Source organism: Terriglobia bacterium (assembly GCA_020073185.1).
Lineage (GTDB): Bacteria > Acidobacteriota > Terriglobia > Terriglobales > Acidobacteriaceae > JAIQGF01.
On sequence record JAIQFT010000032.1, the window covers coordinates 1 to 25149 of the forward strand.

29 protein-coding genes are annotated in these 25149 nt (G+C 62.1%); 8 read left to right on the forward strand and 21 right to left on the reverse strand.

Going from position 1 to position 25149, the window contains the following annotated elements; translation table 11 throughout:
• The first annotated feature begins 334 nt into the window (after positions 1-334).
• The 3 genes from LAN64_12670 to LAN64_12680 all read left to right on the forward strand — a co-directional run bounded on the left by LAN64_12670 (position 335) and on the right by LAN64_12680 (position 2751).
• Positions 335-694, forward strand: coding sequence for a hypothetical protein (locus LAN64_12670; protein MBZ5568688.1), 360 nt, complete (start codon positions 335-337; stop codon positions 692-694).
• Between the two features lie 105 nt (positions 695-799).
• Positions 800-1048, forward strand: a complete 249-nt coding sequence (locus LAN64_12675; protein MBZ5568689.1) for a glutaredoxin family protein — start codon at positions 800-802, stop codon at positions 1046-1048.
• 92 nt (positions 1049-1140) lie between these two features.
• Complete coding sequence (locus tag LAN64_12680) at positions 1141-2751, forward strand: AMP-binding protein (GenBank protein MBZ5568690.1); 1611 nt, start codon at positions 1141-1143, stop codon at positions 2749-2751.
• A 44-nt stretch (positions 2752-2795) separates the two neighbouring features.
• Here LAN64_12680 and LAN64_12685 read toward each other — a convergent pair whose 3' ends face one another.
• Both LAN64_12685 and LAN64_12690 read right to left on the reverse strand, forming a co-directional pair.
• On the reverse strand, positions 2796-3239 hold the full coding sequence (locus LAN64_12685; protein MBZ5568691.1) for a carboxypeptidase-like regulatory domain-containing protein: 444 nt from the start codon (positions 3237-3239) through the stop codon (positions 2796-2798).
• Between the two features lie 36 nt (positions 3240-3275).
• Positions 3276-3719 carry a RidA family protein gene (locus LAN64_12690; protein MBZ5568692.1) on the reverse strand — a complete coding sequence of 148 codons (444 nt, stop codon included), beginning with the start codon at positions 3717-3719 and terminating at the stop codon, positions 3276-3278.
• A gap of 108 nt (positions 3720-3827) precedes the next feature.
• Between LAN64_12690 and LAN64_12695 the strand changes: the two genes are divergently transcribed.
• The 4 genes from LAN64_12695 to LAN64_12710 all read left to right on the forward strand — a co-directional run bounded on the left by LAN64_12695 (position 3828) and on the right by LAN64_12710 (position 9009).
• Positions 3828-4412 carry a class IV adenylate cyclase gene (locus LAN64_12695; GenBank protein ID MBZ5568693.1) on the forward strand — a complete coding sequence of 195 codons (585 nt, stop codon included), beginning with the start codon at positions 3828-3830 and terminating at the stop codon, positions 4410-4412.
• A gap of 129 nt (positions 4413-4541) precedes the next feature.
• The gene (locus LAN64_12700; GenBank protein ID MBZ5568694.1) at positions 4542-5318 is read left to right on the forward strand and encodes an endonuclease III domain-containing protein; all 777 of its coding nucleotides are present in this window, start codon (positions 4542-4544) and stop codon (positions 5316-5318) included.
• A gap of 93 nt (positions 5319-5411) precedes the next feature.
• Entirely contained in the window at positions 5412-7667 is a 2256-nt protein-coding gene (locus tag LAN64_12705; GenBank protein MBZ5568695.1) for a HAMP domain-containing protein, read from the forward strand.
• Entirely contained in the window at positions 7660-9009 is a 1350-nt protein-coding gene (locus LAN64_12710) for a sigma-54 dependent transcriptional regulator (GenBank protein ID MBZ5568696.1), read from the forward strand. Before LAN64_12705 ends, LAN64_12710 begins: the two co-directional genes overlap by 8 nt.
• Before the next feature lie 3 nt (positions 9010-9012).
• On the opposite strand, the gene map is transcribed toward LAN64_12710, so the two are convergent.
• The 5 genes from map to LAN64_12735 form a co-directional block, all read right to left on the reverse strand.
• Complete coding sequence (gene map / locus LAN64_12715) at positions 9013-9753, reverse strand: type I methionyl aminopeptidase (GenBank protein MBZ5568697.1); 741 nt, start codon at positions 9751-9753, stop codon at positions 9013-9015.
• Between the two features lie 129 nt (positions 9754-9882).
• On the reverse strand, positions 9883-10839 hold the full coding sequence (era, locus tag LAN64_12720; protein ID MBZ5568698.1) for a GTPase Era: 957 nt from the start codon (positions 10837-10839) through the stop codon (positions 9883-9885).
• 84 nt (positions 10840-10923) lie between these two features.
• Entirely contained in the window at positions 10924-12183 is a 1260-nt protein-coding gene (locus LAN64_12725; GenBank protein ID MBZ5568699.1) for a hemolysin family protein, read from the reverse strand.
• The gene (gene ybeY / locus LAN64_12730) at positions 12180-12692 is read right to left on the reverse strand and encodes an rRNA maturation RNase YbeY (protein ID MBZ5568700.1); all 513 of its coding nucleotides are present in this window, start codon (positions 12690-12692) and stop codon (positions 12180-12182) included. The genes LAN64_12725 and ybeY overlap by 4 nt, the downstream gene beginning before the upstream one ends.
• Positions 12693-12741: 49 nt before the next feature.
• Positions 12742-13803 (reverse strand): PhoH family protein, encoded by a 1062-nt coding sequence (locus tag LAN64_12735; GenBank protein MBZ5568701.1) that lies wholly within the window; start codon positions 13801-13803, stop codon positions 12742-12744.
• A 449-nt stretch (positions 13804-14252) separates the two neighbouring features.
• Between LAN64_12735 and rpsT the strand changes: the two genes are divergently transcribed.
• Complete coding sequence (gene rpsT / locus LAN64_12740) at positions 14253-14528, forward strand: 30S ribosomal protein S20 (protein ID MBZ5568702.1); 276 nt, start codon at positions 14253-14255, stop codon at positions 14526-14528.
• A 113-nt stretch (positions 14529-14641) separates the two neighbouring features.
• Here rpsT and LAN64_12745 read toward each other — a convergent pair whose 3' ends face one another.
• The 14 genes from LAN64_12745 to LAN64_12810 all read right to left on the reverse strand — a co-directional run bounded on the left by LAN64_12745 (position 14642) and on the right by LAN64_12810 (position 25139).
• The gene (locus tag LAN64_12745) at positions 14642-15457 is read right to left on the reverse strand and encodes an arylamine N-acetyltransferase (GenBank protein ID MBZ5568703.1); all 816 of its coding nucleotides are present in this window, start codon (positions 15455-15457) and stop codon (positions 14642-14644) included.
• Between the two features lie 13 nt (positions 15458-15470).
• Positions 15471-16595 carry a DNA polymerase III subunit delta gene (holA, locus tag LAN64_12750; GenBank protein ID MBZ5568704.1) on the reverse strand — a complete coding sequence of 375 codons (1125 nt, stop codon included), beginning with the start codon at positions 16593-16595 and terminating at the stop codon, positions 15471-15473.
• Positions 16595-17092, reverse strand: coding sequence for a hypothetical protein (locus LAN64_12755; protein MBZ5568705.1), 498 nt, complete (start codon positions 17090-17092; stop codon positions 16595-16597). The genes holA and LAN64_12755 overlap by 1 nt, the downstream gene beginning before the upstream one ends.
• A 115-nt stretch (positions 17093-17207) precedes the next feature.
• On the reverse strand, positions 17208-18266 hold the full coding sequence (locus LAN64_12760; GenBank protein ID MBZ5568706.1) for a segregation protein B: 1059 nt from the start codon (positions 18264-18266) through the stop codon (positions 17208-17210).
• Positions 18263-19033 carry a phosphatidylcholine/phosphatidylserine synthase gene (locus LAN64_12765; protein MBZ5568707.1) on the reverse strand — a complete coding sequence of 257 codons (771 nt, stop codon included), beginning with the start codon at positions 19031-19033 and terminating at the stop codon, positions 18263-18265. Before LAN64_12765 ends, LAN64_12760 begins: the two co-directional genes overlap by 4 nt.
• Before the next feature lie 95 nt (positions 19034-19128).
• Positions 19129-19806: a phosphatidylserine decarboxylase gene (locus LAN64_12770; GenBank protein ID MBZ5568708.1), complete on the reverse strand. Its 678-nt coding sequence runs from the start codon at positions 19804-19806 to the stop codon at positions 19129-19131.
• 179 nt (positions 19807-19985) lie between these two features.
• A complete protein-coding gene (locus tag LAN64_12775) occupies positions 19986-20216 on the reverse strand; it encodes a DUF465 domain-containing protein (GenBank protein MBZ5568709.1) in 231 nt (76 codons plus the stop codon).
• A 209-nt stretch (positions 20217-20425) separates the two neighbouring features.
• Positions 20426-20869: a ribosomal protein S18-alanine N-acetyltransferase gene (gene rimI, locus LAN64_12780; GenBank protein MBZ5568710.1), complete on the reverse strand. Its 444-nt coding sequence runs from the start codon at positions 20867-20869 to the stop codon at positions 20426-20428.
• Between the two features lie 90 nt (positions 20870-20959).
• Positions 20960-21655 carry a tRNA (adenosine(37)-N6)-threonylcarbamoyltransferase complex dimerization subunit type 1 TsaB gene (gene tsaB / locus LAN64_12785; GenBank protein MBZ5568711.1) on the reverse strand — a complete coding sequence of 232 codons (696 nt, stop codon included), beginning with the start codon at positions 21653-21655 and terminating at the stop codon, positions 20960-20962.
• 13 nt (positions 21656-21668) lie between these two features.
• A complete protein-coding gene (gene mce / locus LAN64_12790; GenBank protein ID MBZ5568712.1) occupies positions 21669-22067 on the reverse strand; it encodes a methylmalonyl-CoA epimerase in 399 nt (132 codons plus the stop codon).
• A 95-nt stretch (positions 22068-22162) separates the two neighbouring features.
• The gene (locus tag LAN64_12795; protein ID MBZ5568713.1) at positions 22163-22468 is read right to left on the reverse strand and encodes an antibiotic biosynthesis monooxygenase; all 306 of its coding nucleotides are present in this window, start codon (positions 22466-22468) and stop codon (positions 22163-22165) included.
• Between the two features lie 96 nt (positions 22469-22564).
• On the reverse strand, positions 22565-23521 hold the full coding sequence (gene meaB / locus LAN64_12800) for a methylmalonyl Co-A mutase-associated GTPase MeaB (GenBank protein MBZ5568714.1): 957 nt from the start codon (positions 23519-23521) through the stop codon (positions 22565-22567).
• 30 nt (positions 23522-23551) lie between these two features.
• A complete protein-coding gene (locus LAN64_12805; GenBank protein MBZ5568715.1) occupies positions 23552-23992 on the reverse strand; it encodes a DUF4870 domain-containing protein in 441 nt (146 codons plus the stop codon).
• Positions 23993-23996: 4 nt separating this feature from the next.
• Entirely contained in the window at positions 23997-25139 is a 1143-nt protein-coding gene (locus LAN64_12810; GenBank protein MBZ5568716.1) for an acyl-CoA dehydrogenase, read from the reverse strand.
• Between the last annotated feature and the right edge of the window lie 10 nt (positions 25140-25149).

Consider the following 25149-nt stretch of genomic DNA (forward strand, 5'->3'; position numbering starts at 1 on the left):
TACGTCGTGGCCGCGGCTACCGCGACCTGAACTACCTGCTGCTCAAGGCGCAGCGGCTGGCCGCCACCAAGACCCAATTCCTGGTTCTTCAGAAAGCCGCATAGAATGCGCAGTTCACCAGATTCTTGTGCAGAACCGAAATAAGTGCGGGTGCTTTTGGCGAAAGCTTGAGGATCACTGACAAAGCAGGATTTCAGGCTGTTCTGGGTAGGGCGTCGCTTGTGAGTGCGCGAAGCGGTGAAAGTATTAGCACTTCTGCGGCGACGCTGACCCTGTTAGGCAAGGACGGCCACGTAATCTGGATGACTCCGAAGCGATAGCGGGGCGCATAACCATGATCACATCTGTTAGCCCAGAACTTTGGACGGCCATCATCGGCGGCATGGTCGGCGGAGTCCTCGGCGTAGTAGGCACAATTCTAACTTCGTACTACGGTCCGCGAAAGCTCGAAGAGTGGCGCGAAAGAAGACTGGAAGAGAGAATCAACGGTCCTCGAAAGCGGCTTCTGAAAAAGCTCTTAGCAGACTCCCGATATACCGATGGTCGGAAAATCGAGACGCTCGCTCGCGTGAGTGGGACGAGCCCCGACGAGTGCCGCCGATTGCTGATTGAGCTGGATGCCAGGGGCGTACTGCTCGCAGATGGTTCAGAAGGTTGGGCGTTAATAACGCGAAAACCTTTGGACGAGCAGTAGCCAGACAAGGTGGCGGAGCTGAGAGCTCCTGGGTCCATCTACGGCTCGGCTGAAACGAGGCGCTTCAAAGCCAGAAAGCGTTGATCATCTGCTACGCTGTTCTTCATGCCTGCCGACGAGGTAATTCTCTATTCCCGCAAAGGTTGTCATTTGTGCGAGGTGGTAAAGGAGTCGCTGGAACGGCTAGTGCACCGCGCCCAGTTCACCTGGCGCGAAGTGGACATCGATCAGGACGAGGAGCTACGAAAGAAATATAACAACGAAGTGCCGGTGGTGTTCATCAATGGGCGAAAGGCTTTCAAGTACGCGATGGATGAAGAGGAGTTTTTGAGGAAGCTGGCGCGGATTCAGTGATTTAGTGATTATTACGTTAAGGGGCATACGCACTGCGTAGATCACTCAAGCACAAATCGCTAAATCGCAAATCGCTAAATCACTAAATCAAAATGTCTATCTCCGCACAGAGCATTCCGACCAATCCTCTGCGCCTGCGGACGGAGCTGTATGCCGATCCGGCGGGCGTGTTTGTGCATGACGCGGTTCTCAGCGCGTGCCGGAAATTCGACGCCAAGACGGCGTTTGTGGACACGTCGTACGCGCCGGCGCGACGGATTTCGTACGGGAGCTACGGTGAGCTGGTGGAAAGGATCGCGCGCGGTCTGGTGGCGTCGGGAGTGCGGCCGGGCGACCGAGTGGCAATCCTCCTGCCGAATACGTGGGAGTTCGCAGCCACGTCCCACGCGGCCATGCTGGCAGGCGCGACGCCGTCACCTCTGAATCCGAGCTACAAGGAACGCGAGGTGCGGTACCAGCTCGAAAATAGCGGCGCGAGAGTGCTGGTCAGCGACGGCTCGCTCATCTCGGGAATGAACCTGGAAGGCTTGCCCGAATTGCGGCGCGTATACACCACACGCAACGCGGGCGCTGGGGCAAGCGAATTTTCTGAACTGCTGAGAGTGAGCAGCGCAACGTTGCCGTCGCCGGAAAAGCCGCCGGAGCAAACGCTGGCGGCGCTTCCCTACTCCAGCGGCACTACCGGGCTGCCCAAGGGCGTGATGCTGACGCACTACAACCTGGTGGTAAACGTGTATCAGCTTTGCGGGCCGGGCGCGGCGCCGTTCACGGCGAGCGAGGTCGGGCTGTGTTTCCTGCCGCTGTACCACATTTATGGACTGAACGTGGTGCTGAACCCGTGCCTGATGCTGGGCTGCACGCTGGTGCTGATGCCGCGCTTCGATGCGCAGTGCGCGCTGCGGTTGATCGCCGAGGAAGGAATCACGTTCGTGCCGGTAGTGCCACCGGTACTGAACCTTTTTTGTCAGGCGGCGGAAAAAGGCGAGTTCCCTCGCGATCACCGCATCAAGTGGGTGAAATCGGGCGCGGCGCCGCTGGCGCCGGAGCTGGCAAAACGGTTCACTTCGCTGACCGGGGTCAAGATCGCGCAGGGGTACGGCATGACGGAGGCGTCGCCGGTGACGCACGTCGGATTCGAGCACGGGCCGCTGTATAACCCGACGTCGATCGGGCAGCCGGTGGCGTTGACGGATTGCCGGCTGCTAGGCGAGTCGGAAAACGAGGTCGGAGCGGGCGAAATTGGCGAGTTGGTGATGCGCGGGCCGCAGTTCATGCTGGGCTACTGGAACGCCCCGCAGGCCACCGGCGACGTGCTGCGCGAAGGCTGGTATTACTCCGGCGACGTGGCGCGCAGGGATGAGAACGGCCTGTATTACATCGTGGACCGGCGCAAGGAGATGATCAAGTACAAGGGATTCCCGGTGGCGCCGGCGGAGGTGGAGAGCGTGCTGCTGGAACATCCCGCGGTGCGCGATTGCGGCGTGGTGGGCAAGAAGGACGACACCGCGGGCGAGATTCCGTGCGCGTTTATCGTGCTGCGGGAGGGGTTTCCGTCAATTGAAAAGACCAAGGACGAGATTTGCGGCTACGTGGGCGAGCGACTGACAGGATACAAGCAGCCGCGCGAAGTGAAATTCATAACCGCGATTCCGCGGAACCCGTCAGGGAAGATTCTGCGGAGGGAGTTGAGGAAGATACTCTAGGCGAGAGGCAGTAGTTATAGTCGGTAAGGCATCGCTGGTGTCGACTATTTCGGCTTCTCGTCGGGCTTCTTGGCGTCCTGTTTCGGCTTGTCATCCGGCTTCTTTTCGCCGGACTTCGACTTGTCATCGTAAATCGAGTACTGGGGCTGCGGGCGCTTGAGCTTGATGGTGATGTGCTGCGTCGGCTGGTAGATGTCGAAGTCCTCGCCGTAGGTCTGGAAGCCGCGCTGCAGCACCTGCACGCGCAGCTTGCCGAAGGGGGCGCCGGCGAAGCTGGCCTTGCCCTCGAGATCGGTTTTGAGCTCGTATCCGCCGTATTCCTGTTTGCCGTCCTTTCTGACGGGGTGCAGAACGATGGCGGCGTTGCGGATGGGCTTGCCATTGTCCGCCTTCACGACGAGAAAATTCAGGGTGGCGACATTGTCCTCGGCGTGGAGGGCGAGGGCGCAGAGCAGCGCCAACGTGGGTATAAGCGCAAGCCGCTTCATGGTGCGTCTATTTTAATCCGATCACTGACAGATTGCTTACCGCTTTACGGCAATGGCGTTGATCTCGAAATGTCCGCCGCGCAACAGCGGCCCGGAACCGATGAAGGCGCGCGCGGGGTAATCCTTGCCGAAGTAGGTTTTGTACATGTCGTTGAACTTGGCGTAGAGGGAGAGATCGGGGCTGAAGACTTGGACGAAGACGAGGTCGTCCATGGTCATGCCGGCCTCGGCGAGCACGGACTTGATGCCGTCGAGCGCTATGCGGATTTCTTCTTCGATCCGCTCGGGCGGCTTGCCGGTCTTGGGATCCACGCCGATGCGACCGGCGATGTAGAGCGTATTACCGACGAGGACGGCGTCGCTGAAGGGCGCTTGCACCGGCTTGGGCAGGTTGATGTAGCGGCGTGACGGCTGTGCAGCGGCCTTTTTTGCGGACTTGGGCGCGGTTTGCGCGCAGAGTAACAGCGGGGTTAACAACATCGCCAGGACCAGCAGCAGATACCGGCTGTGCATGTCTCATCCTCCCTATCACGGTCCGAGATTGTAAGGCAAATCGCAGGCCGGCGGCGCAATGCTATGCTTCCCGGCATGGCGGGGCCGAAGGAAGTGGAAATCAAGTTCGCGCTGGAGGACCCGGGCGCGGTGGGAAGGAAGCTGCGCGCGCTGGGATTCCGCTGCGAGACGCCGCGTACGCACGAGATGAACACCCTCTACGACCTGCCGGGCGAGGTCCTGCGACAGCGGGGCGAACTTCTGCGGCTGCGCAAGTACGGCGACAAATGGAGGCTGACGCACAAGGGGCCGGGGAGCCCGGGACGGCACAAAACGCGGGTGGAAAATGAGACGGCGGTGGAGCAGGGCGAACGGATGGAAGCGATCCTGAGCGCGCTCGGGTTGGCGCCCAGCTTTCGCTACGAAAAATTCCGCAGCGAGTGGAGCGACGGCACGGGACACGTCGTGGTGGACGAGACGCCGATCGGAAATTACGGCGAGATCGAGGGACCTCCGCCGTGGATTGATACAACGGCGCACGCGCTGGGGATAGTTCCGGAGGAGTACATCACGGAATCGTATGCGCAGCTTTTTTTCGACTGGAAGAAGCGGACCGGCAGCCCGGCGGAGGAAATGACATTCGCGGCGGTGAACAGAACGCCTGATTCTGCCGCCCGGTGAAGCGGGCGCGGCTTCTTTGAAGGCGGCTAGGTGGCCCGGCTGAAGCCGTGCCCTTCCACAGCTGCCTTCGTTTAAACTCCTCGCGTGACTCCATCGAAGACGGAAAAACTTCGCGCGTTCTATCGCACATTGTTTGGCGCGTGGGGACGGCTGCATTGGTGGCCGGCAGAGAGCCGGTTTGAGGTGATCGTGGGCGCATTTCTGACGCAGAACACGGCGTGGACGAACGTCGAGAAGGCGACGGCGGAACTGCGGGGGGCGCGCGTGCTGAGCCTGGCGGGGATCCGGAATACGCCGACGGCGGAACTGGAGCGGCTGATACGCTCCGCCGGATATTTCCGTCAGAAGGCGCAACGGCTGAAGAATTTTGTCGCGCACCTCGATCGGCGATACGGCGGGTCGCTGGACCGCATGTTCGCTCGCCCGACGGCCGAACTGCGCGAGGAATTGCTGGCGCTGAATGGCATCGGGCCCGAGACCGCGGATTCGATTCTGCTTTACGCCGGCAATCATCCCGTGTTCGTGGTGGACGCGTACACGCGCAGGATTCTCGACCGTCACCGGATCCTGCCCCCGAATGCTCCGTATGAAGACATTCGCCGGCTATTCGAGGAGGCGCTGGGGGCCGCCGACTTCCTGAGCGAGTGCGAAAGCCAGGTCCCCCAGAGTGCAGGGGCGAAGCCGGAAGGGTCGTGCCATCCGCCGACGCGCATGAGCACAGCGCGGCGGACGACGGCGGCGCAGGTGTTTAACGAGATGCATGGGTTGATGGTGGGTGTGGGGAAGAATTTTTGTTTGAAGGCGCAGGTGAGGTGTGAGCAGTGTCCGCTGCGGGAGTTGTTGCCGGCGAGAGGAGCGAGATTGGAATCCGGCACGGGGGCGCGGAGACGCGTGCGTTCGCGTTGACCAGGGTTAAGGCCCCTGTTCAGTGTCGTCCAGTCTGTAGCTAGCGCCGTCCAGTCTTATAATGTCGGTGCCGCTCCGCAGACAGGAAGGCCCATGGCACGCGGGGCAGGATTTGGTTTGTCTGCCAACGCGCCAATTCGTCGGGAAGAAACGTCGCACCGGCGCAGGACGGCCCTGATTGTGCTCGCCGTCGCCATCTTCTTGCTGTTTTTCATCGTCTCGTCGCAGCAGGCGTTCAACCTGACATTCATGCGGCCCACCACCAGCGAGCAGACACTGATTTTCTCGGCGCTGTCGGCGCTGATTTTCCTGCTGCTCGTGGCGCTGATGGTGGTGCTGGTGCGCACGCTGCTGAAGCTGTTTGCGGAGACGCGCGGCGGCGTGCTGGGGTCGAGATTCCGCGTAAAGATGGTGCTGGGCGCGCTGGTGCTGTCGTTCGGCCCGGTGCTGTTCCTGTTCCTGTTCGCCTACGGGCTGATGAACCGCTCGATTGACAAATGGTTTTCGCGCCCCGTGGAAGAGGTGCGTGAGGATACGGCCAAGGTAACGTCGTTGCTTTCCAATTACGCGCTGGAAAACGCGAAGGCAGAGGCGAGATCGATTGCAGAGGCGCCGCCGACGCAGCGCGATTTTGAAAAAGGCGATTTCGGGCAGGTGGTGAGTGTCTTCCGGCACCACGAGGCGCCGCTGCAGGGCGGATTCGCGGCCGCGATTGTCGATGGCGAAGCGGAGGCCGCTTATCACCTTCCGGAGCCGTGGCCGATGTTGCGGGAGCGCATCGGCGAGCACCAGGGTTCGTTGCTGCCGCTGCCGAAATCGTTCACGCTCAACGGCGCCGAATACATGCTGGGCGCGGCGATGGTGGGCGGGCGGGGCGGTTGGATCATGGTGGGCATGCCGCTGCCAGTGGACTTTTCGCGCACCATAGCGCAGATCGAAGCCAGCCAGCGCCGCTACATGGAACTGGCGCAGCAACGCAAGCTGGTGCGGCGCACCTATATGGGCCTGCTCCTGTTGTTGACGGTGCTGGTGCTGTTCGCGGCGACGTGGCTGGCACTATTCCTTTCGAAATTCGTGACTCGGCCGGTGGCCGCTCTGGCGGAAGCGACACAGGAAATTTCGCGCGGCAGACTGGACTACCGGGTCGCGGTGCATACCGGAGATGAGCTCGGTAAGCTGGTGCAGTCGTTCAACCGGATGGCGGAGGAGCTGGAAGGATCACGGGGGCTGATTGAGGCGTCCAGCCGCGACCTAGCTGAGGCTAACGCCGCGCTGGAACAGCGCCGCCGGCACATGGAGACCATTCTGGAGAGCATTCCCACGGGGGTGCTTTCCCTCGACGCCGAGCGCCGCATCACGCACACCAATAACGCACTCAACCGCATTCTGTGGCCCGACGGCAATGGCTCGCACGAAGGCGCGCGCATTGACACCATCTTTCCGCCGGACGTCATGCAGGAGATGCGTCACCTGCTGCGCAAGGCCGACCGCATGGGCTCCACCACCAGCCAGATGGAAATCCCGTTCCAGCGCCATCACCTGATCGCGGCGGTCACCGCGGCATCGCTGCAGCACGATGGCCGGCGGCAGGGTTACGTGCTGGTGTTCGAGGATCTTTCCGATCTGCTGAAGGCGCAGAAACAGACGGCGTGGCGCGAGGTGGCGCGGCGCGTGGCGCACGAAATCAAGAACCCACTGACGCCGATCGCGTTGTCGGCGGAGCGCATCCGGCGTCACCTGGAGCGTGGAACGCCGCCCGACGCGCAGTCGCTGGAGATCATCAAAGGGTGCGCGGAAACGATCGGCGGCGCGGTGGAGACGGTGCGCACGTTGGTGGACGAGTTTTCCACCTTGGCGCGCTTCCCCCAGGCACAGCCGCAACCGGCGGACGTGAACGCCATCGTGGAATCCGCACTCGCAATGTTCAACGGGCGTCTGGACGGCATCCGCGTGCTGACACAGCTTGCCCCCGACCTGCCCAAAGTGATGGCCGATCCGGAAGCGATCAAACGCGCCATCGCCAACCTGGTGGACAACGCCGCCGAAGCAATGCAGGAATCGCTGATGCGAGAAGTGGAAATCTCGACCGCGCTGGCGGGCACGCGCGACGCGGTGGAGATTGTGATTGCCGATACCGGACACGGCGTCACGCGCGAACTCAAGGAGAAGCTGTTCATGCCGTATTTCTCGACCAAGAAGCGCGGCACCGGGCTGGGGCTGGCGATTGTCAGCCGCATCGTGGAGGACCACCGCGGCACGATCCGGGTGGAGGAGAACAAGCCGGTGGGCGCACGCTTCATTGTGGAGCTGCCGGTGGCGTCGGAACCGGCGCAGATCGTCCATGCATAACGTCCTCATCGTTGACGACGAATCTGGCATTCGCGAGTCGCTGAAAGGCGTGCTCGAGGACGAAGGCTACACCGCCGCGCTGGCGAGCAGCGGCGAAGTCTGCCTGGAGATGCTCGACAAGCGGGGGTTTGACGTGGTGCTGCTGGATATCTGGCTGCCCGGCATGGACGGCCTGGAAACGCTGGAGAAGATCAAGCAGTCCGACGACGGGCCCGAAGTGATCATGATCTCCGGGCACGGTACCATCGAAACCGCGGTGCGCGCCACCAAGCTGGGCGCATTCGACTTCCTGGAAAAGCCGCTCTCGCTGGAGAAGACCCTCATCCTGGTGAAGAACGCGGCCGAGGCGCGGCGGCTGCGGGTAGAGAACCGCGACCTCAAGCGGCAGCAGCCCAAGACGGTGATCGCCGGTGAGAGCATCCCGATGAAGGCACTGCGGCAGCAGATCGCACTGATGGCGCCAACCAACGGGCGCGTGCTCATCTTCGGCGAGTCAGGCACGGGGAAAGAGCTGGTCGCGCGCGCCATCCACGCCGAGAGTCCGCGCGCTGAAGCCATGTTTGTCGAGGTCAACTGCGCCGCGATTCCGGAGGATCTGATCGAGAGCGAGCTGTTCGGCCATCGCAAGGGATCGTTCGCCGGGGCGAGCGCGGACAAAGAGGGAAAGTTTCAGAAGGCGCACGATGGCACGCTGTTCCTGGACGAAGTCGGGGATATGAGCCTGAAGACGCAGGCCAAGGTGCTGCGCACGCTCGACGAGCAGAGCTTCACGCCGGTCGGCGGCGACGAAGTGGTCACGGTGGACGCGCGCGTGATCGCGGCTACCAATCACGACCTGGAAGAGGAGATTTCCAAGGGAAACTTTCGCGAAGATTTGTTTTATCGCCTCAACGTCATTCCCTTCTACGTGCCGCCGCTGCGCGAGCGCCTGGAAGACGTGCCGCTGCTGGCGCGCCATTTCCTGAAGGAATTTTCGTCGCAGTACAGCCGGCGCACGAAAGAGATGACCGACGATGCGATTGAGGCGCTGATGCGCTACTCGTGGCCGGGAAACATACGCGAATTGAAGAACGTGATCGAGCGCATCGTGATTATGAACCCGACGGTGGCGAAGCTCGACCGCAAACACCTGCCGCCGCTGGTCTATCGCGACACCCCGCGGCGCGGCGGCGACGGCTTCTCCACCCTGCACCAGGCGCGCGCGGCGTATGAGCGCGATTTCATCCTCAAGACGCTGGATCAGAACCACGGCAACGTCAGCCGCACGGCGGAAGTGCTGGGCCTGGAGCGATCCCACCTGTATCGGAAGATGAAGACGCTGGGGATTGCGTTTAAGGAGTAGCCCTCACGCCGTCAGAATGATGGGCGCGCCGCGGGTGATCACAATGGTGTGCTCGTAGTGCGCTGAGGGCTTGCCGTCGGTGGTCTTAACCGTCCAGCCGTCCGCCGCGGTATGCGATTCCCCGCTGCCCGCCGCGATGATCGGCTCGATGGTAATGACCAGGCCTTCGGTAAGTTCCTGGCGCGCCATGGGCTCGTAGAAGTTCGGGACTTCCGGCGCTTCGTGGATCTTGTGGCCGATGCCGTGACCGCAGAGGCCGCGAACCACAGAGAAACCGCTGTGACGGACTTCGTTTTCCACCGCGCGCCCGATATCGTGCACCCGCGCACCCGCCCGCGCCACCAGCAGCGCCCGCTGGAATGCGCGCTCGGCGCAGCGCGCCAGCTTGTAATGAAGCTGGCGCACCGGCTCGACGGCAACGCTGAGCGCAGCGTCGGCCATGTAGCCGTCTTTCTCGATGGTGACGTCGAGCTTGACGAGGTCCCCGGGCTCGATGACGCGGTCGCCGGGAATGCCGTGCACGGCTTCGTCGTTGATGCTGATGCAATTCTCGCCGGGAAACTGATAGACCTTGCGCGGAGCGGAGACGGCGCCGTTTTCGCGAATGACGCGGGCGCCGATTTCGTCGAGCTCGCGGGTGGCCACGCCGGCGCGAACGCACTGCTTCATTGCCGCGAGCACGCGGGCCACGATTGCGCCCGCCGCCTTCATGCCGCGAAGTTCTTCTTCCGAGCCGATGGACATGGTAGCTCCTCATGAGATTCTGCCGCCCGCTAAAGCGAGCTCAGCCAACAAAACGCACTAAAACCCATGGCTTACGCCGTGGGCCAGGTCCTGTCGCCGACCTGCGTCGGCCGCTTCCATGATCAGCGCTCATCCGCGTTCATCCGCGGCGGAGTTCTCCCACTGCGCACGGGCGGCGATGTCTTCAAGCTGGCGGCGCCAGTCGAGGCCTTCGACGAAATCGCTGGAATCGCGCCAGCCCGGACGCACCTTGATGAACAGGTCGAGAAAGACTTTCTTGCCGAGCGTTCGCTCGATCTGGTGACGCGCTTCGGTCCCGATCTTTTTCAGCATGGAGCCGCCCTTGCCGATCAGAATCGCCTTCTGGCCTTCGCGTTCGCAATAGATGGTAGCAGCGATGTTGTCGAGGCGCTCGCCTTCCTCGAAGCGGTCGATGAGCACGGTGGTGGCGTACGGAATTTCCTGGTGCGTCGAGATGAGCACCTGCTCGCGAACGATTTCGGCAACCAGGAAGCGCAAGGGCTGGTCGGTGAGCTGGTCAGCAGGAAAATACGGTTGACCCTCGGGGATCGCGCGCACCAAGGCGTCGAGCAGGTCGTCGAGGCCCGTCTGCTTGCGCGCGGAGATGGGAATGATCTCGCGGAAATCGTACAACTTGGACCAGTGCTCGATCAGGGGCAGCAGGCGCGGCTTGTCCACCAAGTCAACTTTGTTGAGCAGCAGGATAACCGAGGTGTTGGCGCGTCTGGCCAGGTCAATGACCAACGGTTCGCCCGCGCCGAACTTCTGAGTGACGTCGGCGATGAGCAGCACGAGGTGGCATCCTTCGAGGGCGTCGCGGACCTCCCGCATCATCTTCTTGTCGAGGCGATTTTCCGGGCGGTGCACGCCGGGAGTGTCAATGAGGATGACCTGCGCTCTGGGTCTTCCCTTCTTCGCGGGCAGATTGAGGATGCCGCGGATGCGATTGCGCGTGGTCTGGGGCTTGTGGGTGACGATGGCGAGCTTCTCGCCGACCAGCGCATTCAGCAGGGTGGATTTGCCTGCGTTGGGGCGGCCGAGAATGGTGACGAAACCGCTCTTCATGGTAGCTCGTGGCTGGTAGCTGGGATTGTAGCTGCTATCAAGGCCGGTTCCCCAGCTATCAACTACAAACTACCAGCTACCGCTTTACGTTCCGGTTTTGGCGCGTTGCAAGGTTGAGATGCGCAGGCGCTCGACGCGGCGGTCGGTGGACTGCAGCACTTCGAAGCGCAGACCCTCGGCGTTGATGACTTCACCGTGTTGCGGGATACGTCCGGCGATTTCGCTGGCCAACCCCGCGACGGTGGTGGCCTCGTGGCCTTCAAAGCGAACGCTGAACAGTTCATCGAGGCGGTCTACGTCCATGCTGCCGGGCACGATGTAGGAGTACTCGTTCTCGCGGACGATGTCGGTCTCGCGCTCGTCGCGAATCTCGCCAACGATCTCCTCCACCATGTCCTCGATGGTGACCAGGCCGGCGACGGCGCCGTATTCGTCGACGACGATCTCCATGCGAAGGTTGTCGCGCTGCATCTCGCGCAGCAAGTCGCTGACGCGCTTGCTCTCGGGGACGAACTTGACGTCGGTGCTCATCAACTGGGTGACGGTGCGGGTGCGCGCCTCGGTGTCGGGTACCTGGAGCAGGTCGCGGGCGTGCACGATGCCGACGATCTTGTCGATGGAGCCTTCAAACACGGGCACGCGTGAATACGGACGGGTGCGCAGCATTTCGGTGAGCTTCTCGATGGTCATATCGGCGGGCACGGCGAACATTTCGGGGCGCGGCTTCATGACCTCGCGCACCGTCTTGTCGCCGAACTCGACGACAGACTGGATGAGGTCGCGGTCACTTTCCTCGATGATTCCTTCTTCCTGGCCGGCCTCAATGAAGGCGTCCATGGCTTCGGAGGGGCGCTCGGGCTGCGGCTCGGAGTGTTCTTTGGTGAGCGACGCGACCGAGATGCAGAAGCCGATCACCAGCGTTACAGGGAACACCAGGTACAGCAAGAGGCGGAGCGGGAGCGTGAACTTCGCCAGCCAAGCGCCGCGGGTGCGCGAGAAAAGCACGAACGGGAGCAGGCGGTTGAAGACGACGACGATCAGGACCATGGCCAACGCGGCTTGCACAATCTCCAGCGCCGACCATATGCCGTCGCGAAAGACGGTGAAGGCGACCAGCATGGCGATGGCGGCAGTTGTGATCTGCTCGAGTACGGCGACGGAGAGCGCGACGCGGTCGCGGTGCATCTTCAACCTGGGCTCGACCTGCTGCTCGAAGGCTTCGATATTTTCCTCAAATTCGCGCGAGAGAAACTTGCCGCGTTCGGTGCAAACGCGCTCGACGTAGGAGACGAGACCGAGAACGAACAGGAGAATGACGAAGACGACGGCGAGGGCGAGGGTCATTGGACTCGCCTCCGGGGGTCGATGGTCGAGGGTCGACGGTCAACGGCTTCCGTCGCACGCGAGGGCGAGAGCGCTCCATCTTCGGTGCGGCGGATCAGGCCGTTGCTTAGGCCGAGTTCGCGGCGGAGGCGCTCTTCCTTGCGCGCCATCTGGCCGCGATCGGATTCGTGGTCGTAGCCGGCGAGATGGAGCATACCGTGGAGAATAAGGATCTTCACCTCCTGCGCCAGTGTGTGCTGGTAGAGGCGGGCGTTGCGGGCGGCGATGTCGGCAGAGATGACGATGTCGCCAGAGAATTGGCGCGCGACGGCGGGGATCGGCGGAAACGAGAGGACGTCGGTCGGCTTATCGATTCCGCGGAAACGGCGATTGAGGACGCGGAGGTTTCGGCTGGAGGTCAGCAGTACATTGGCTTGACCGCGCAGACCAGCGGCCTTGCGCGCACGCTGGATGAAACGAGTCAGCGCGCTCTCGGAAACGCCCGGCGCCGCTTTCTTGATCATGACCATAAAAGGAAACGGGAGGGCACGTGCAGCCCTCCCGTGACCACGAATCATTCTACTCTTCGACGTGCTCGGGAACCGTTTTCGGCTCCGGCGCGACTGCTTCCACCGGCGGTGGCGAGCCATTGCGGCCCGCCTTGCCGTTGATGGGCAGCACCATCTGGTCGCCATTCATGCGCGACTTGTAGTCGTCGTAGGCGCGGATGATGCGCTGCACCAGGTGGTGGCGGACCACGTCGCTTTCATCGAAGTGAACGAACGAAATCCCGTTGACGTTGCCCAGGATGTCCATCGCCTCCAACATGCCGCAGCGCTTGTTGGTAGGCAGGTCAATCTGAGTGATGTCGCCGGTGATGACCGCCTTGGAGTTGAAGCCGAGGCGGGTGACGAACATCTTCATCTGCTCGGAGGTGGTGTTCTGCGCCTCGTCGAGGATGATGAAGGAGTCATTGAGCGTGCGCCCGCGCATGAAGGCGATGGGCGCGATCTCGATGATGTTCTTCTCCAGGTAACGGTCGATCTTTTCGGGATCCATCATGTCGTAGAGCGCGTCATAGAGCGGGCGGAGATAGGGATCGACCTTCTCTTGCAGCGTGCCGGGGAGAAAGCCGAGGCGCTCGCCAGCCTCGACCGCGGGGCGCGCCAGGATGATGCGATTCACCTTTTTGCTGACGAGGGCGGAGATGGCCATGGCGACCGCGAGGTAGGTCTTGCCCGTGCCGGCCGGGCCGATGCCAAAAACCATGTCGTTCTTCTCGATCGCCTCCACGTAGCGGCGCTGGTTCAGGCTCTTGGGCTGGACGGTGCGCTTGCCGAAGGAGCGCTGGCGTCCGGCCTCTACCAGACCACGCAGGGTGGCGGTGGGATCGGAGGCCAGCACGCGCAGCATGGAGCCGAGGTCGCCATTATTGAAGACGCAGCCAGTGCGCTGGAGGTGATCGAAGTCGGTGAAAACCTGCTCGGCGCGGGCGACGTCACGGGCCGCGCCTTCAATCTCGACGGATTCCGCCTTCAGGTCAATGGTGACGTTCAGGCCTGCTTCGAGGAGACGGAGATTTTCATCCCGAGTGCCGAACAGGGTTTCAATGTTCTGGGTGATCTCGATGTTTTTCTTCATTTAATGCTGGCGTTAACCTCCCGCCGCCGCACCGGACAAGCCGGGGCGCGCATCTGCAGACATGGACAGGTGTAGATTGGGAAGCAGGCTCGATGCTCGCCAACAGATGGAGCAACTACCATTGTACTTAGAGTACGACTTGCTCTGGATGGAGTCAATGCAAACAGCCTGACAGTTTTCAGCCGCCGCTTTGGCCGACAACAAGGCGAACATCTGGAGAGCAAAATTCCCGCTTACCATCCGCTATTATTTGGATGCCGGGCTGAAAGGTAGCGAGATGGGTACTCGTATTGAGGCAGCGGGGGAAACGGAGAGCGGGCGTCAAGGGAGCGTTTCATAGAGATTTTCAGAGGAGGCTCCGGCAAAGTGCGTTTGACCGATGGGGCGGCAAACCCCTAAAATAAAGGTTTGGCCCGTAAGAAAATTTCTCACAGGATAGTCAGTCGAATATGGCAAATCACTTCTCGGCCCTGAAACGCGCCCGGCAGACGGAAAAGCGCACCGCCGCCAATCGCGCCAACAAGTCGCGCCTGCGCAGCGCGCTGCGCAAATTCCGGACGGCGCTGAGCGCCGGCAATCGTGAACAGGCGGAAACGGGATATCGCGAGACGACATCCGTGCTGGACAAGGCGGTGCAGAAGGGCGTGCTGCACAAGAATACGGCATCACGGTATAAGTCGCGGCTGGGCAAGCGGCTGAACGCGGTGGGGAAAACAAGCTCTTAGCTCTTAGCTTTTAGCTCTTGGACGGCAGGCTCGGCGGCCTGCCGTTTTGCTTTTGCGGGGATCTGACTCTGCCGCGAGCTGCACGCTGGGAGGTGCGTCTCCTACAGGTTGGATCAGACGGCAGTGGTTTGAGCAGCGTCGAGGCGGATGCCGAAATACTGCTGCAGCGCGGTGTCGTACTGTTCTGTGCTGATGAGGGAGATTTCACGGCGGGTGGCACTTTCGGTTATCACCAGGCGCGCGTCGGTCAGGGTGACACGGCCCATAGGCGTCAGGATGCTGCAAACTCGGTTGCGCGTGAAATGCGACTGCGGCGAGGTCTGGTGATGGTGGCACATGGCGTAAAAATCCGAGATCTGCCGCGGCTGCAGCGTGAAGTCATAGAGCATTCTCCATTCGCAGGCTGAGTCGGTTTGCACCGCGACGCCGCGCTGGCTGCCGGGTTCGGGTGAGTAGCGCAGCACGCGCCAGCGGTCATCGCGAGTATCGAGGCAGTAGAAGACGTTGCGCTGATACTGTTCGGCGTTGGGCAACAGCGGGAGCGGCTCAATGAAAGACTCGCCAAATCCGACGTCGGCGAGCCAGGGGGTTTCGAGGTCGACGCGCAGGGTGAGGTGGTCGAACTCGGGCCCGACGCGGTTCTCCTCGATGGGCACGCGGGCGGAGAACAGAGTTACCTTGAAACCGAGTTGTCCCAGGAGCGCGGCGAAGAGGCTGTTCAGCTCGTAACAGAAGCCGCCGCGGCGGTGGAGAACGATCTTGTCGTAGAGTCGCTCCTGGTCGAGGACGATGGGCACGCCGCGATGGACGTCGAGGTTTTCGAAGGGCACGGCGAGCAGGTGGGCGTAGTGAAGGGCACGGAGAGTTTCCAGCGTCGGCGCCAGCGGGCCGGAGTAGGAGATGCGGGCGAGATAGGAATCGAGCTTCAAGTTGAAGTTCAAGTTATACCGGCAACTGCTGCTGTTCCCAGCCAGTTTCAGGCACTTGGGGTTCGGAACAAAGATCGAGGACGAGGCGCTCCAAGACCAGGCGCTTGCCCGGCGGGTTGGAGCGGAGGTCAAGGTCGGCGCGGGCAATCAGACGCAGGGCGCGCGTCAGTTCACGGCGCGATTTATAGCGACGCGCCTGGCGCAGGATGTCTTCGGCGGCGAACGGCGGTACGCGGAAGCCCTGCCACAGCGCCTGCCAGAGAGAGCGCGAGTCGCGAACGCGCTTTTCGAAAATCACCAGCATCTGGCGGAAAGTTTTGGCCAGCATGTAGAGGTGGCCGATGGCGGCTTCTTCGCCTTCGCCGCTGGAGAGAATCGCCTCCAGGACGCCGAGGGCGCGCACGCGATCCTTGGCGGAGATAGCGTCGGTGAGGTCGTAGAGGGAGCGCTGCTTGGCGGCGAGCACCATGGTTTCCACGTCGCCGAGGGCGATCCGCTTTTTCGCGCCGACGTAGAGGATGAGCTTCTCCAGTTCGTTGGCGACCAGCATCATGTCGCCGCCGAGCGCGTCAATGAGTTCGCGCGCGGCATCGTTGTCAACTTTCACGCCTTCGGCGGCGGCGGTCTCAATCGCCCAGCGCACGGCCTCGCCTTCCTCGACACGCGCCAGCTCGACCATCCCGCAGTACTGGCCGAGAGTTTCGCGGATGCGCTCGTAGCGCTCGCGGTCGGTGAGTTCCATGCGGCGGACGTCGGCGGGAATGTTGATGTGGTCGGCGACAAAGATGAGCAGCGCATCGGGATTGGGATTGGCGAGGTAGTCTGCGATGGCCTTGAACTCGGCGTCGTGCGAGCCGCGGGTATAGAGCGCCTTGACGCCACGGATGAAAAACACCTGGAAGGGCGCCATCAGCGAGGGCGTGCGCGCGGCATCGAGGACTTCGACGAGCGGGGTTTCGGCGAGATCGAATTCGTGGAGCGAGAAGTCGCGGAGATCGGGCGGAACCAGGTGCTGGAGCACGGCTTCGCGGCATTGCTTCCGGAAAAAAGCTTCGTCGCCGACGAGCAGGTAGGCGGGCTTGAGCTTGCGCTGCTTAACCTCGGCGACAAATTTTTCCGCAGCGGCGAAGGCGCGCATCAGTAGGCCTCCAAGATGTTGGAGACCAAGGTGCGGGAGAAGTCGCGCGCGAGGCGGTCCACGGCGGGCGAGTCTTCCTCGAAAAAGCTGGTGAGCTCGCGCGAGACCTGGTATTGCTCGCGGAAAGTGTAGTTGGGGCTGTCGAAAAGCGCGGTGCCATTGCGGTCCACCAGCGAGACGCGCATGGTGACGGTGACCAGGGCGGTGGAGGCGCGGCCGGACTGCGAATCGTAGGTCAGGGGCGCGAGCTGGGCGGAAACGACGGTGCCGCGCAGGGTGGCGTCGGCGTCGTCATTGGCTTCGCTGAGAATGCGGAATTTTGTGCGGGTGACGAACTCGCGGACGACGGCGGCGGTCAGCACCTGCTCCAGGCGGTAATTCTGCGTCTGATTGGTAAAGGCTGGGACGGCGATGGTATGGACGGAGTCGGGCAGGCGGACGGAGTGAGTGGTGGTGCGATAGCCACAGGCGGAGAGCGCGAGCGCGGCGACCAGCATAGCGGCAATGGTGAGTTTCTGTCGCAAGTTAATGTCGTTGGTCGTCAGTCGTTAGTCGTTAGCCAGCGTGGTCCGCGTGTTGGCGACGACCAACGACTGACAGGTAACGGCGGTTTCACTGCAACTTCCCTTTTGGCATAGCGGCCGCCATTTGCTGCGCGACATCGATGGCGTTGAGCGCGAGCACGCGCAGATTGTCGGCGGCGGCCCAGATCCAGAAGCCGGTCTCGCGCTGGGCGTCGGCGCGCACCCACACCAGCACTTCCTCCTGGCCGGCGGCGGCGACGTTGCTGGGCGACTCCTCGGAGACGCGGGTGAGTTCGACGTGCTCGCCGGCAATCGCCTGCGACAGATCACCGATGGAGTGTGCCTGTTCCAGCTCAATGTAAAGCGAAAAGACATGTCCATGGAAGATAGGGGCCTGTACCAGCATCACCGAAGGCACGGGCAGGACATTGGCGGTGATGGCGCGGTAGTGACTCAGGATGCGGCGTTCGGCGCTGTCGAGCGTGGGCGAGGAGTGCTCGCCGTAGCGCGGCAGTAGGTTGAAAGCGACCTGCGCGTCGAAAACCTGCTTCGGCAGTTCCTGGAAGGAGAGCAGGTTTACGGTCTGCTCGTGGAGTTCGTCCATGCCGGCGCGGCCGTGCTCGGAGGCGGGCTCAAAGATGGTGGCGACGGCGGAGCGCAGGCTCGCGACTTTCTGCGCGCGCGCAATCAGCAGCGTCAAAGCGACAGCGGCGGGATGCGCGGCGACCACGGGCGCGGGCTCGAGTTCAGGAATCTGCGCTTGGCGGAGTTCCCGCTCGACCCACGGCGAGCGGATGCGCGCGCCGGGCACGTCCTCGAGGCCGTAGGAGAGGTCGACGATCATGCTGCCGGCCTGCTGCGCGATGCGCCAGTGCTTGCGGGTGAATTCCGGCTGCGAGGTGAAGAAGGTGAAATCCACATTCGCGAAATTTTCCGGGCGCACGCTCTGCACGAACGTAACTTCCTCGCCGACAGCTTCAAGCTGGCCGAGAGATTCGTCATCATCGAGCAGTTTGATATCCACGGCCGGGAAGCTGGTTTCGGGCAACACCTCGGCGAGTTCCTTGCCCTTGAGTGTACCCGCGCCAACAATGGCAACGCGGTAGATGCCGTTTTCGGATCTTCCGGTTTGGTGCGCGCGGTTCATCGTACGGGCGTAGCCTCCAGCGGCGGAGGCGGCGGGCTGCCGCGTCGGCGGAGAATGTACATCAGGCGCGCGAGCACACCCGACAGCATATAGAACAGCGCCAGCAAAAACAGGAAGTACTCGGAAAAATAGCGAATGCAGGCAATGACGCCGGCGACGATTACCACCACCCAGAAGGGACGGCGGCTGCGGAAGTCAATGTCCTTAAAGCTGTAGAAGCGCCAGGTGCTGATCATCAGGTAGCCGGTGACGAAGACCAGTGCGGCCCAGATCAGACCCATCCACCAGGTCACGACAGGAACGCCGTCCGTGAAATGGACGACGGCGGCAATGACACCGGCGCCGGCGGGAATCGGCATTCCGACAAAATACTTTTTGCCGGGGCGGCCAGGATTCGAGGGCTGCGGGTTTACCTGGATGTTAAAGCGGGCCAGGCGGCTGGCGCCGGCGACCAGGAACAAGAAAGTCGCAATCGCACCCAGTTGCACCACGCGGGCGATGAGATCGGCGCCGTTGAGCGGCGCGAGCAGGCGGAAGCCCCACATCCAGGCCAGAAACGCGGGCGCGACCCCAAAGGTGATGACGTCGGCGAGGGAATCAAACTCGCGGCCGAAATCGCTTACTGTGTTGGTCATGCGCGCGATGCGGCCGTCGAGACCGTCGAAGACGATGGCGAAACCGATGGCCTTGGCGGCATTGTCGTAATGCCAGGGCTCGGCCGCCGAGCCCTGGATGGAATGGTAAAGAGCGTAGTAGCCCAGAGCCATGTTGAGCGTGGTAAACAGCGAGGGCAGTAGATGGATGCCCTTGCGGAAACGGCGCGAGCGCGGCGGACGGTCGTCGGCACGGCGGTATTCGGCAGTCACCGGAGGACTCCCTTCTTGCGCTCTGGGTTTCGCGGCTCACGCTCCGGCGGCGCCGGCACGCATACGGGAGCGAGGGCAAGGATACTTGACCCGCCGGAAACATGCTGGCCGACTGTCACCTGCACGCTGGCAGCGGCGTCGAAGATGACGTCGCAGCGCGAACCAAACTTGATCAGGCCGATGCGCTCGCCACGCGCGACCGCGTCGCCGACGCGCTTGGTGAAGACGATGCGTCGCGCGATCAGGCCGGCAATCTGCTTGAAGACGACCGCCTGGCGGCCATCGTCCAGGGTCACGATGTTCTGCTCGTTGCAGTCAGCGCTCGCGGCGCCCATGGCGTTCTTGAACAGCCCCTTGCGGTATTGCACATCGCGGATGACGCCTCCGATGGGCGAGCGGTTGACGTGCACGTCAAAGACGCTGAGAAAGATGCTGATGCGGGTGCGCGACCGGCCATCCTGCTCGACGCTGACAATGTCGGTGACACGTCCGTCGCCGGGAGAGACGATCGCATCCTCGATGGCCGGAATCTGGCGCTCGGGGTCGCGGAAGAACCAGGCGCAGAATGCGCCAAACGCCAGCGGGATCACTGCCCATGGCGGACTGGCCAACCAGGCAATGAGCCCGGCGACAACCAGCGATGCGAGCGCGTAATAGTATCCGTCACGAACCATGGCGCAAGGGAATTATAGACGGGGAGGCGGAGTCCGGTCTTTCGGTCTTTCGGTCTACCGAAAGACCAAGAGAGGAAGCGAGTGAAAGAAAAAACGCGACCGAAGCCGCGTCTTCGAGACATACGAAACTTGCTTGCCGTGGTAGCGGCAATGACCCCGCGCTCGGGGCTTGTAAGTGCTTACGCTACGTTGCTGCCCTGTAGCCGGAACTGCCGCTCCAGGGACTCCATTTGGTCCTTGAGGCGCAGTTTCAATTTTTTCAGACGAACCTCTTCGATCTTCTCATCCTCGGAAAGATATCTTTTCTGGGTGAGGGAATCGAGCCGCTGGGAGTGTTGAGAATGTTCTGTAACAAGGCGCCGAAATTCTTCATTGCTGGCGATAAGCACATCCCTAACCTGAGCTGCCATCCAGCAGACCTCCTACCAACAGTCTGACAGAATTAAAAGCTAGCACAGAGCCGGAGCCACTTCAATCTCTTTTGCGGCAGGTACCCCCTTTTTAAGAACGCCCCGGGGGTGGTGCATATTTTTCCCAAATTGCGACCAGAAGGGGGGGCGCCGGCCAGGAAGGCAATAGTCAGTAGTCAGTACTCGGGGAGGCGGAGCTAAAGAGCGGCTTACGGACCGACTGCCTTGCGGTAGAGGACGGCGTCTTCGTCGGGGTACTGGTAGTAGCGGCGTCGGCGGCCGGTCACGACGAAACCGTACTTGGCGTAGAGAGCGCGCGCGGCGGCATTGGATGCGCGCACTTCCAGGAAAACGCTTTCGCCGCCCCGCTGCTTCGCCACATCGAGGAAATGGCCGAGCAGAGCGGAGGCCAATCCGTGCCGCCGCGCACCGGCAGCGACAACAATGTTCTCCAGTTCCCATTCAGGGCCGATTTGATTGGCGATCAGGAAGCCCCGCACGGCGTCGTCGTGGATAACGAGCGCGAGGTGGGGCGCATCGCCGCCAAGAATGCGGTCGTATTCTCTTTCGTTCCAGTGCGCGGCGGTCGGGGCCTGTGCTTCAATCCGGCGCATGACGGGAACGTCGGCGGAGGTGGCGGTACGGATGTGCAAGCTGTTAGCTTTTAACCTATTCGCTCTTAGTTCTTCGGCTCATGGCTGCGCTCCGTGCCGCATGGGATGCGTTTGGCTAAGAGCTGACAACTATGAGCTTCCTTTCGAAAAAATTTCGGCGTCGGAGCGGCGAATGTAGTTGGCATCCAGAGCATCCGGCGAAGTGACCAGGCCGGCCGCGATTTTGAGGGCGCCGATGCGGGCGATGATGTCGCTCTGCGGACGCGGGACCACGCGCACCTCCAGTCCGCGGGCGTGCAGCACGGAGGCGACAGATTCGTCGGGAGTGAGGATGCGCAGGGGTTCCCCGAGTTGCGCCTCGGCGGCAAATTCCTGCACCGGCATCAGCACCTCGCGCAGCAGCTTGGGGACAACGTTGCCGTGAATGACGTACTCGCCGACGTAGACCTCGCCGCGCATGGCATCAAGTGCGGCGATGACCTGGCCATCAGAGGCGCCGGCCCAGGCCAGCGCCTCCAGCAGCGACACGGCGGCAATCGGCTTCTGCGTGACCTCCGCCAACGCTTTGACCGTCGAGAGTCCCACGCGCAACCCGGTGAAAGAGCCCGGGCCAGAGGCGGCAGCGTAGCCATCAAGCGCACGCTTGTCGAGCTTGTGGCGCGCTAGCAACCCAGCGATTTGCGGCATCAACTGGGCGGAGTAAGTGCGGCCGGCGAGGGGCACGAGTTCGATCAGTTGACAATCGCGGGCGAGGGCGCCCGCGCCACATTCGCACAGGGCGACGCTGCCGTTGGGGCCTGCCGTGTCTATCGCGAGAACGATCACCGTGTTACACGCCTTATGAATGCTCCTCGCACAACTCCAGCAGCACGCCGCCGGCGCTGGAGGGATGCACGAATACGTAGAGGTGCCCGCCGGCGCCAACCTGGACTTGGTCGTTGATGAGGCGCACGCCGGATTTTTTCAGGTTCTCCAGCGTGCTCTGCAGGTTGTCCACGCGCAGCGAAACGTGGTGCAGACCCTCGCCGCGCTTGGCGATGAACTTGGCGATGGGTGAGTCTTCGGAGAGCGGCTCCAGCAACTCGATGCGGCTGTCGCCCAGCGGCACCATGGCGAGACGAACCTTTTCCTGGGGCACGGTTTCCTCGGGCATCACCTTTATCCCGAGGTTCTCGTAGAAAATCTTGGCTTGCGCGAGAGATTTGACGGCGATGCCGAGATGATCGATTTCGAACATGGCGGGTCCTTAAGGATTTGCGATTCTGTGATTTCGGGATTTAAAGGGCCACGTGCCGGTTGTGCAATCGCTCAATCACAAATCACTAAATGTACTCACGGGCACCAGGCCGCGTCGTAGTGCACGGACTGTTCATCATAATGCGCCAGCAGGCGGCGCGCTTCTTCGGGAACCACGGCGCTGGAGTGGCCTTCGCCGGCGAACTGGCGAACAGCGTCCATGGATTCCCACAGGGTCAAGGTAATAAATTCCACGTCAGAGCCGACCGTTCGGCGCAGCAGGTGCGCGCCCTGATAGCCCTTCACACGATGGATGCCGGGAAGGATTTTGGTGCGCAGGAGCTGCTCGTAGGCGTCGGCATTCGCGGGAGTCGTGTAGCCATGCCAGAGGCGAGCAATCATGGGAACCTCGGTTTCAGTTTCAAGTTTCAGTTTCAGGTTACCGGTTTCCAACTCATCGCGCGCGAGGGCGAGCGCGCTCCAGCCTGAATTCTCGGATCAGGAACGTCCAAGCTTGGCAACGATTTCTTCCACCAGCGAGTACGGGTCGCGCTTGTGCTCGGCGATCTCGGCAGCGTAGCGGGAGACCGCGCCGTCGGCCATGTGCTCGCGCAGCACGCGCTCCAGCAGCGACTGGCGCAGCATCTCGACCAGCCGCTCCTGCCAATTCTGCACCTTTTTCTGCAGGCCGAGATTGTGCGTGCGCAGGAACTCCTCGTAGGAGCTAATCGCCTTTGCCAACTCGGCGATGCCTTGGCCGCTGGTGGCGACGGTTTTGACGATCGGCGGCGTCCAGCTATCGGAGCGCGTGGAGAGCGACTGCATGGCGCGAATCTCGCGCTCGACGCGCTCGGCGCCTTCGCGGTCGCTCTTGTTGATGACGAAGATGTCGGCAATCTCCATGATGCCGGCCTTGATGGTCTGCACGTCGTCGCCCATGCCGGGCACCAGGATGACGACGGTGATCTCGGCGAGGCGGACGATGTCCACCTCGTCCTGGCCGACACCGACGGTTTCGATCAGCACCAGGTCGCGCCCGCTGGCGTCGAGCACAGCGGCCACGTCGGTGGTGGCGCCGGCGAGTCCGCCCAGTGAGCCGCGCGTGGCCATGCTGCGGATGTAGATGCCCGGGTCGGAGTAATGCGAGCTCATGCGGATGCGGTCGCCCAAAATCGCACCGCCAGTGTAGGGACTGGTGGGGTCAACGGCGATGATGCCGATGGTCTTGTTCTGCTGCCGGTAATGTTTCGCGAGTTGATCTACCAGGGTGCTCTTCCCTGCTCCGGGAGCGCCGGTCAGGCCGATGACGCGCGCGTGCCCGGTGTGCGGGAACAGCGCTTTGAGCAGCTCCATGGACTCGGGTGCGCGGTTCTCGACCGTAGTGATGGCACGCGCCAGGGCGCGGGAATCGCCGGAGCGAATGCGTGAAACCCAGTTTCCAGTTTCTAGTTTCAAGTTGCCAGTCCCGATCACGACTGGGATCGCCTACATTTTGAGGAAATGGCGCGCAAGGTTCCCAATTACAGGGTAGGCGGCCCATTCTCCACGACCCGCCTTAATGCCGTAAACAATAGCGAGGACCAACACCAGAACCCAGCCGCCCATTGCCAATAGCCAGAAAATCGGGAACAGGAACATGATAGCGGGTGGCGGCGCGTTGTGAGGTGGACTTCCGGACATCGGCATGGACGCAAAGATTGCGCCGAAGAAAACAGCCATGCCACCAATCCACAGGACCATGAGACAGAGCTGCAGGATTAACGCTTGGAGCGCGTGAAATTTCACGAACAGCGAGTCACGCTTAACAAGGAAGATGATCAGCGGCGCAATCCACCAGCCCACGACCTGCAGCACATGCGCCAAGATACCCATGGTACGGTCATCCTGGGTAATTTCCAGCTGCGGTGTAAAGCCAGCATCCGACATCGATTCAATCCTTCAGCAGTTGTCGCGCGATCACCAGCCTCTGGATTTCGCTCGTCCCTTCGCCGATGGTACACAGCTTGACGTCGCGATAGAACTTCTCCGCCGGATAATCCTTGATAAAGCCGTAGCCGCCGTGAATCTGCACGCCTTCGTTGGCGCAGCGCACCGCGACCTCGCTGGTATAGAGCTTAGCCATGGAGGATTCCTGGGTGGACTTCATGCCCTTGTCCTTCAGATTGGCGGCGCGCATGGTAAGCAGGCGAGCGGCGTCGATTTCGGTGGCCATATCGGCCAGCTTCCACTGGATGGCCTGGAATTCCCCGATTGCCTTGCCAAACTGCTTGCGCTCCTTGGAATATTTCAGCGCCGCCTCGAAGGCGCCCTGAGCCATGCCGAGGCCAAGGGCGGCGATGGAGATGCGCCCGCCGTCGAGAGTGCGCATGGCGTCAATGAAGCCGCCGCCTTCCTTGCCGAGCAGATTTTCGGCGGGGATGCAGCAGTCCTCGAAGATGAGTTCGGAGGTGTCGCTGGCGCGCAGGCCGAGCTTGTTCTCTTTCTTACCCGGCCGGAACCCCCTGGCGCCCTTCTCGACGATGAACGCGGAGAGGCCGTGGGTGTGCGCTGCCTTGTCGGTGACGGCGATGACGACCAGAACATCGGCGTAGTGGCCGTTGGTGATGAAGGTTTTCGTGCCGTTCAGCACCCAGCAATTGCCACGCCGCACGGCGGTCATACGGGCGCTGCCGGCGTCGGAGCCGCTGCCGGGCTCGGTCAGGCCCCAGGCGCCGATGTGCTCGCCGGTGGCAAGCTTGGGGACGTATTTGCGCTTCTGTTCCTCGGTTCCGGCGAGGAAGATGTGGTTGGTGCAGAGCGAGGTATGAGCCGCGACGATGATGCCGACGGAGCCGTCGACGCGCGAAAGTTCCTCGATGGCGAGCACGTATTCGATGTAGCCCATACCGGCGCCGCCGTATTCGGGGGGAAAGACGACGCCCATCAGGCCGAGGCGACCGAGTTCCTTGATCGTTTGCAGCGGAAATTGCGATGCCTCGTCCCACTCCATGACGTGGGGCAGGATTTCGCGCTCGGCGAACTCGCGCACGCTCTTCTGGAGCTGCAATTGCTCGTCGTTGAGTAGAAAGTCCAAGAAACCTCCG

Excerpts from the sequence above, each read along its gene's own strand:
- LAN64_12755 (MBZ5568705.1), bottom strand. The coding sequence starts at position 17,092 with ATGCTGGTCGCCGCGCTCGCGCTCTCCGCCTGTGGCTATCGCACCACC.
- holA (MBZ5568704.1), bottom strand. The coding sequence starts at position 16,595 with ATGCGCGCCTTCGCCGCTGCGGAAAAATTTGTCGCCGAGGTTAAGCAG.
- LAN64_12670 (MBZ5568688.1), top strand. The coding sequence starts at position 335 with ATGATCACATCTGTTAGCCCAGAACTTTGGACGGCCATCATCGGCGGC.
- LAN64_12805 (MBZ5568715.1), bottom strand. The coding sequence starts at position 23,992 with ATGTCGGATGCTGGCTTTACACCGCAGCTGGAAATTACCCAGGATGAC.
- LAN64_12695 (MBZ5568693.1), top strand. The coding sequence starts at position 3,828 with ATGGCGGGGCCGAAGGAAGTGGAAATCAAGTTCGCGCTGGAGGACCCG.
- LAN64_12705 (MBZ5568695.1), top strand. The coding sequence starts at position 5,412 with ATGGCACGCGGGGCAGGATTTGGTTTGTCTGCCAACGCGCCAATTCGT.
- LAN64_12775 (MBZ5568709.1), bottom strand. The coding sequence starts at position 20,216 with ATGGCAGCTCAGGTTAGGGATGTGCTTATCGCCAGCAATGAAGAATTT.
- ybeY (MBZ5568700.1), bottom strand. The coding sequence starts at position 12,692 with ATGGTCATGATCAAGAAAGCGGCGCCGGGCGTTTCCGAGAGCGCGCTG.
- LAN64_12735 (MBZ5568701.1), bottom strand. The coding sequence starts at position 13,803 with ATGAAGAAAAACATCGAGATCACCCAGAACATTGAAACCCTGTTCGGC.
- LAN64_12795 (MBZ5568713.1), bottom strand. The coding sequence starts at position 22,468 with ATGATTGCTCGCCTCTGGCATGGCTACACGACTCCCGCGAATGCCGAC.
- LAN64_12680 (MBZ5568690.1), top strand. The coding sequence starts at position 1,141 with ATGTCTATCTCCGCACAGAGCATTCCGACCAATCCTCTGCGCCTGCGG.
- LAN64_12725 (MBZ5568699.1), bottom strand. The coding sequence starts at position 12,183 with ATGACCCTCGCCCTCGCCGTCGTCTTCGTCATTCTCCTGTTCGTTCTC.
- LAN64_12690 (MBZ5568692.1), bottom strand. The coding sequence starts at position 3,719 with ATGTTGTTAACCCCGCTGTTACTCTGCGCGCAAACCGCGCCCAAGTCC.
- map (MBZ5568697.1), bottom strand. The coding sequence starts at position 9,753 with ATGTCCATCGGCTCGGAAGAAGAACTTCGCGGCATGAAGGCGGCGGGC.
- era (MBZ5568698.1), bottom strand. The coding sequence starts at position 10,839 with ATGAAGAGCGGTTTCGTCACCATTCTCGGCCGCCCCAACGCAGGCAAA.
- rpsT (MBZ5568702.1), top strand. The coding sequence starts at position 14,253 with ATGGCAAATCACTTCTCGGCCCTGAAACGCGCCCGGCAGACGGAAAAG.
- mce (MBZ5568712.1), bottom strand. The coding sequence starts at position 22,067 with ATGTTCGAAATCGATCATCTCGGCATCGCCGTCAAATCTCTCGCGCAA.
- LAN64_12765 (MBZ5568707.1), bottom strand. The coding sequence starts at position 19,033 with ATGGCTCTGGGCTACTACGCTCTTTACCATTCCATCCAGGGCTCGGCG.
- LAN64_12710 (MBZ5568696.1), top strand. The coding sequence starts at position 7,660 with ATGCATAACGTCCTCATCGTTGACGACGAATCTGGCATTCGCGAGTCG.
- LAN64_12675 (MBZ5568689.1), top strand. The coding sequence starts at position 800 with ATGCCTGCCGACGAGGTAATTCTCTATTCCCGCAAAGGTTGTCATTTG.
- LAN64_12685 (MBZ5568691.1), bottom strand. The coding sequence starts at position 3,239 with ATGAAGCGGCTTGCGCTTATACCCACGTTGGCGCTGCTCTGCGCCCTC.
- LAN64_12760 (MBZ5568706.1), bottom strand. The coding sequence starts at position 18,266 with ATGAACCGCGCGCACCAAACCGGAAGATCCGAAAACGGCATCTACCGC.
- LAN64_12770 (MBZ5568708.1), bottom strand. The coding sequence starts at position 19,806 with ATGGTTCGTGACGGATACTATTACGCGCTCGCATCGCTGGTTGTCGCC.